We start from the raw sequence: 5,883 nt of genomic DNA on the forward strand, positions 1-5,883 counted from the left end.
GGGAAATTTCAGCCAAATTCTCCACTTCCCCTCTTCCCCACTTCCCCACTTCCCCACTTCCCCACTTCCCCACTTCCCCACTCCCCCATCACCCCACACCCCACACCCCACACCCCACACCCAATACCCAATACCTGATAACTGATACCTGATAACTGATACCTGATAACTGATAACTGATAACTGATAACTGAATCAATGCGTTATCGACGATTTGGCCGTACTAATTGGCAATTTTCGCTGTTTTCCCTGGGGACAATGCGCTGTTTGTCCTCAGAGTCGGTGTTTACCGCAACAGTTGATCGCGCCCTAGAATTGGGGATTAATCACCTAGAAACGGCCAGAGGTTACGGTAATAGCGAAGTTTTTCTCGGTCGCTACCTGCAGCGTCAAGGGGTGCGGGAGCGGGTTTATCTGACTACGAAATTGGTCCCCACTCCCGATCGCCAAACTATGGAAAAAGCGATCGCCGAATCCCTAGAACGATTACAATTAAATTACCTCGATTGTCTAGCAATTCACGGTATTAACACCCGCGAGCATTTAAACTGGATTAAAGACCCGCAAGGCTGCATGAAAGCCGTTTTTATGGCCCAAGAAGCTGGAAAAATCGGTCATATTGGCTTTTCTACCCATGCACCCCTAGAAATTATTCTGGAGACGATCAATACAGATTTCTTCGCTTTTGTCAATATCCATTACTATTTTTTTTGGCAAAGACAGCAACCGGCGATCGCTTTAGCCCAGGCAAAGGACATGGGTGTGTTTATTATTTCCCCTGCTGATAAGGGAGGTGGTCTCCACAGACCTCCCAAGAAGCTAGAGGAATTATGCGCTCCTTTTTCACCCTTAGAGCTAAATTATCGCTTTTTATTGAGCGATCCGCGCATTACTACCCTCAGCGTCGGGGCAGCGATACCAGAGGAATTAGAGACAATTATTAACGTATGCGAAGGAGATCAGCCCCTAGATGCGGCAGAACTTGCCGTTTTTAAGCGTTTAGAGGCACATTTAACCGATAAATTGGCTACAGATTTATGTAGCCAATGTTATCAATGTTTACCCTGTCCCGAAAATATTAATATCCCCGAAGTGTTGAGACTGCGGAATCTGGCAGTAGCTTACGAAATGACCGATTTTGGCCAGTATCGCTATCGAATGCTGGAAAATGCCGGTCATTGGTTCCCCGGACGCAAGGCGAATAATTGTACTGAATGCGGTGATTGTTTACCTCGCTGCCCGGAAAAATTGCCGATTCCCCGGCTGTTATTTGATACACACGAACTACTTAACGGTCCGCCGCGACGGAGATTGTGGTCATCTTAGGACGAAACTGGGAAAAATTTTTTTTGGGGATCGTCAAAGTGTAAAAACTATCTTAAGATTAACAGGTAAGAGAATTAACTTTCTTGAATTTAAAGAGACAAAAAACAAGAAATAGATTAAGGAGTAAAGGATATGGCACTCGTCCCCATGCGGTTATTGTTGGATCACGCGGCTGAGAACGGATATGGCATCCCCGCTTTTAACGTAAATAATATGGAGCAGATCCAAGCGATCATGCAAGCGGCGGCAGCCACCGACAGCCCCGTTATCCTGCAAGCTTCTCGCGGTGCGCGCAAATATGCAGGGGAAAACTTCCTGCGTCACCTGATCACCGCCGCGGTGGAAACCTATCCTCATATCCCCATCGTGATGCACCAAGATCACGGTAATGAACCCGCCACCTGCTACTCGGCGATCCGTAACGGTTTCACCAGTGTTATGATGGATGGTTCCTTAGAAGCGGATGCTAAAACTCCCGCCACCTACGAGTACAACGTTAACGTTACTGCTGAAGTAGTAAAAGTTGCTCACTCGATCGGTGCTAGTGTGGAAGGGGAACTCGGTTGTTTAGGTTCCTTAGAAACCGGTAAAGGAGAAGCGGAAGATGGCCACGGTTTTGAAGGGGAATTAGATCACTCGATGCTGTTAACCGATCCCGATGAAGCGGTGGATTTCGTCGAAAGAACCCAAGTAGATGCTTTAGCAGTAGCCATTGGTACTAGCCACGGTGCTTACAAATTTACCCGCAAACCCACCGGCGAAATTCTCGCTATTAGCCGCATTGAAGAAATTCATAACCGCTTACCAAATACTCACTTGGTCATGCACGGTTCTTCCTCGGTTCCCGAAGATCTCCTCGAATTAATCAACCAATTCGGTGGCGCTATCCCTGAAACCTACGGTGTTCCCGTGGAAGAAATCCAAAAAGGCATCAAGAGTGGTGTGCGTAAAATCAATATCGACACCGACTGCCGTTTAGCAATTACCGCCGCAGTTCGTGAAGCACTATTCAGCAACCCGAAAGAGTTTGATCCCCGTTTCTTCCTGAAACCCTCGATCACCTATATGCAGAAAGTTTGTGCCGATCGCTATCAACAATTTGGTACCGCCGGTAACGCCAGCAAAATCAAACAAATGTCCCTCGATGACTACGCAGCCAAATATGCTAAAGGGCAATTAACCCAAGTCAGCAAAAAAGTTGTGGCTGTCTAGTAGCTGAACAATTAAGCGATCGCTTAATGGCACCGATCTAGTAGAATTTTTTGGGGTAGTTAACCATAACTACCCTCTTTTTTTATGGGAATGCCTTCAAGGGAAAGAGTTACCAGATAAGAATCGATTTCAGAGAAAAGACTATACTGAAAATAATCAGCAGATCAGCACTTGATTTATAAGAGAAGCAAGATGAGAAAAAAATCGTTGTGGGTGGGATTATTAGTGGGATTTTGGTTTTGTCTGACTTGGATGGCATGGACACCCACAGCAGCCGCCTTTAGCGAAGAACAAAAATTGCTACTACAATCTTGGCGATTAGTCAACCAATCTTATTATGATGACACATTTAATCATCAAAACTGGTGGCAGGTGCGGGAACAATTCATCAAAAAACCCCTCAACGATCGGACGGCGGCCTACAATGCGATCGAACAGATGTTAGCTACTCTCGATGAACCTTTTACCCGTCTCCTGCGACCGGATCAATACCATAACCTACAAATTAGCACCACGGGGGAATTATCGGGGGTAGGACTGCAAATTAATATCAATCCCGACAATGGTTACTTAGAAGTGGTTGCCCCCCTTGTCGGTTCTCCTGCTGAGGCCGCTGGTTTAACTAGCCACGATCGCATTTTGTTTATTGATGGCATCGATACCACTACTTTAACCCTCGACGCGGCGGCGGCCAAAATGCGCGGCACCCCCGGAACAGAAGTTTCCTTAGTCATTCTTCCCGATCAAAAAAGTCAACCAAAAACCCTATCTTTAACCCGTCAACGCATTTCTTTAAGTCCAGTGGTAGCGGTTTTGGATAAAAATTCTAGTTCCTTGCCCATCGGTTATGTGCGCTTAAATCAATTTAGTGCTAACGCTGCCAAAGAAGTCTCGGAAGCGGTGACGAACTTACAAAAACAAGGGGCAAAGGGTTATATTTTGGATCTAAGAAATAACCCCGGTGGGTTACTGCAAGCGGGTATAGAAATCGCTCGGATGTGGATTAATCAGGGAACGATTGTTTATACGGTTAATCGCGAGGGAATTGCCGATAGTTTTGCCGCTGCTGGCAATGCTTTAACCGATGCGCCTCTAGTGGTTTTAGTCAATCAGGGAACCGCCAGCGCCAGCGAGATTTTAGCCGGAGCATTACAGGACAATCAGCGAGGGGTTTTAGTGGGAGAAAAGACTTTCGGTAAGGGATTAATTCAGTCCCTATTCGAGTTACCCGATGGGGCAGGATTAGCGATTACTGTGGCTAAATATGAAACTCCCGCCCACCATGATATTCATAAGTTAGGAATTATGCCAGATCAAGTGGTGGCACAGGAACCGATCACCTATGAGGAAATCGGCACCGAAAAAGATAGTCAATACCAAACGGCGATTCAGTTTTTAAACCAGAACACCGTTTTAGCCAAAGCTTCCTAAGTGGGTTTACTGAAAAAGTTTGTTGGTGGGGTGAGGCAGGAGATAGGGATTTAGAGATTGAGGGGTTTAGGGGTTTAGGGGTTTAGGGAAATTTCAGCCAAATGCTCTACTTCCCCATTTCCCCATTTCCCCATTTCCCCATTTCCCCATTTCCCCATTTCCCCATTTCCCCATTTCCCCATTTCCCCACTTCCCCACTACCCCACTTCCCCACACCCGACGGCATAAATCGAACAAATTAGCCATTTTTTCCATCAATATCTAAATTAAGATGAAAACCTGTTTGATTTGGAGAGAATGCTAACATCGATTAGAATTTTCCCAGTCCGGGCTTTTCAGTCTTGCAACCTTGACTCATCCTTGATCTTACCGCCATGCAGAGATATATTCGATCGCCCCTAGCCCTAACCCTGAGCATCAGCCTGTTAGCTAATTTTTTAACCGCTTGTAATAATGCCCAAACCCCCGATAACACTGCCTCTAGCCCCAGCACCACAGGCCCCGGTGATCAAGGCTTAAAATTAGGGGCTTTACTGCCCATTACCGGAGATTTAGCCGCTATTGGTCAAAATATGCCCGAAGCAGCCGCCCTAGCGGTAGATACTATCAATGCCTGTGGTGGAGTCAATGGCAAACCCGTCACCCTCGTGAAAGAAGATGACCAAACTGATCCCGCCGCCGGTGCTTCAGCGATGACGAAACTAGCGGAGGTGGATAAAGTAGCCGGTGTGATCGGTTCCTTTGCCAGTAGCGTCTCAGGAGCAGCCGTCGATGTGGCGGTGAGAAATAAAGTTATGTTAGTCTCTCCGGGTAGCACCAGTCCTGTATTTACTGACAGGGCGAAAAAAGGCGATTTTCAAGGTTTTTGGGCGCGGACGGCTCCCCCGGACACCTACCAAGCTCAAGCTTTAGCGGTCCTAGCTAAGAAAAGGGGTTTTCAAAATGTGGCCACCGTCGTGATCAATAACGATTACGGAGTCGGATTTGAACGGGAATTCGTGAGCGCTTTCGATAAATTAGGCGGCACTATCACTAATAAGCAAAATCCCGTTCGTTATGACCCGAAAGCTGCCACTCTCGATAGTGAAGCGGCGGCTGCCTTCGCTAACCAACCGGATGCTGTAGCGGCAGTCCTTTACGCTGAAACGGGCAGTTTATTACTGCAAGCGGCCTATAAACAGGGATTGACCAAAGGAGTTACCGTCCTCCTCACCGATGGGGTTTTTTCGGAAGATTTCACCAAACAGGTGGGGAAAGGAACCGATGGTAAGTCAATTATTGCCGGGGCCCTAGGCACGGTCCCCGGGGCCGACGGTCAAGCTTTAAGTGCTTTTACTACTCTCTGGAAAGAAAAGACCGGCAAGGATGTCACCGCTTTTGTTCCCCATACTTGGGACGCGGCGGTTTTATTGATGTTAGCGGCCGAGGCGGCTAAATCTAACACTGGTGAAGGGATTCAAAGCAAGATTCGTGAGGTGGCTAACGGTCCGGGGACGGAAGTAACCGATGCTTGTCAAGCCATGGAAATGATTCGCAAAGGCGAGGATATTAACTATCAGGGAGCCAGTGGCAATGTGGATATCGATGAAAATGGCGATGTGGTCGGTAGTTACGATGTCTGGACTGTCAAGGATGACGGGACTCTCAAGGTTATCGATCAGGTGACACCTAATCAGTAATCAGTAATCAGTGATCAGTGATCAGGAGTCAGGAGGCGGTCGGCGGTCGGCGGTCGGCGGTCGGCGGTCGGCGGTCGGCAGGAGGTAGGGGATAGGGATTTAGGGGTTTAGGGAAATTTCAGCCAAATGCTCCACTTCCCCACTACTTCACTACCCCACTTCATAATTCATCATTCATCGGAAAATTTGGGTCTGAAACCCCGTCGTTCTAGGTTGGCTTTACTGTTAAATATGA

The 5,883-nt window shown here is 47.5% G+C and carries 5 protein-coding genes; 4 read left to right on the forward strand and 1 reads right to left on the reverse strand.

From position 1 onward, the window contains the following. Positions 1-198: 198 nt before the first annotated feature. From IM477_RS14190 to ctpA, 3 genes are all read left to right on the forward strand, one after another. Positions 199-1,326, forward strand: a complete 1,128-nt coding sequence (locus tag IM477_RS14190; RefSeq protein ID WP_287732215.1) for an aldo/keto reductase — start codon at positions 199-201, stop codon at positions 1,324-1,326. A gap of 132 nt (positions 1,327-1,458) precedes the next feature. Further along, positions 1,459-2,538: a class II fructose-bisphosphate aldolase gene (gene fba / locus IM477_RS14195; protein WP_002744497.1), complete on the forward strand. Its 1,080-nt coding sequence runs from the start codon at positions 1,459-1,461 to the stop codon at positions 2,536-2,538. A 192-nt stretch (positions 2,539-2,730) separates the two neighbouring features. Next, positions 2,731-3,969, forward strand: coding sequence for a carboxyl-terminal processing protease CtpA (gene ctpA, locus IM477_RS14200; protein WP_287732216.1), 1,239 nt, complete (start codon positions 2,731-2,733; stop codon positions 3,967-3,969). Between the two features lie 93 nt (positions 3,970-4,062). On the opposite strand, the gene IM477_RS14205 is transcribed toward ctpA, so the two are convergent. Beyond that, entirely contained in the window at positions 4,063-4,215 is a 153-nt protein-coding gene (locus IM477_RS14205) for a hypothetical protein (RefSeq protein ID WP_287732217.1), read from the reverse strand. A gap of 128 nt (positions 4,216-4,343) precedes the next feature. Between IM477_RS14205 and IM477_RS14210 the strand changes: the two genes are divergently transcribed. Beyond that, complete coding sequence (locus IM477_RS14210; RefSeq protein ID WP_287732218.1) at positions 4,344-5,648, forward strand: ABC transporter substrate-binding protein; 1,305 nt, start codon at positions 4,344-4,346, stop codon at positions 5,646-5,648. Positions 5,649-5,883: the final 235 nt, after the last annotated feature.

The organism is Microcystis sp. M090S1, assembly GCF_020246295.1.
GTDB classification, from domain to species: Bacteria; Cyanobacteriota; Cyanobacteriia; order Cyanobacteriales; family Microcystaceae; genus Microcystis; species Microcystis aeruginosa.

Coding starts and splice junctions, on each gene's coding strand:
- IM477_RS14190 (WP_287732215.1), top strand. CDS start 199: ATGCGTTATCGACGATTTGGCCGTACTAATTGGCAATTTTCGCTGTTT.
- fba (WP_002744497.1), top strand. CDS start 1,459: ATGGCACTCGTCCCCATGCGGTTATTGTTGGATCACGCGGCTGAGAAC.
- ctpA (WP_287732216.1), top strand. CDS start 2,731: ATGAGAAAAAAATCGTTGTGGGTGGGATTATTAGTGGGATTTTGGTTT.
- IM477_RS14205 (WP_287732217.1), bottom strand. CDS start 4,215: ATGGCTAATTTGTTCGATTTATGCCGTCGGGTGTGGGGAAGTGGGGTA.
- IM477_RS14210 (WP_287732218.1), top strand. CDS start 4,344: ATGCAGAGATATATTCGATCGCCCCTAGCCCTAACCCTGAGCATCAGC.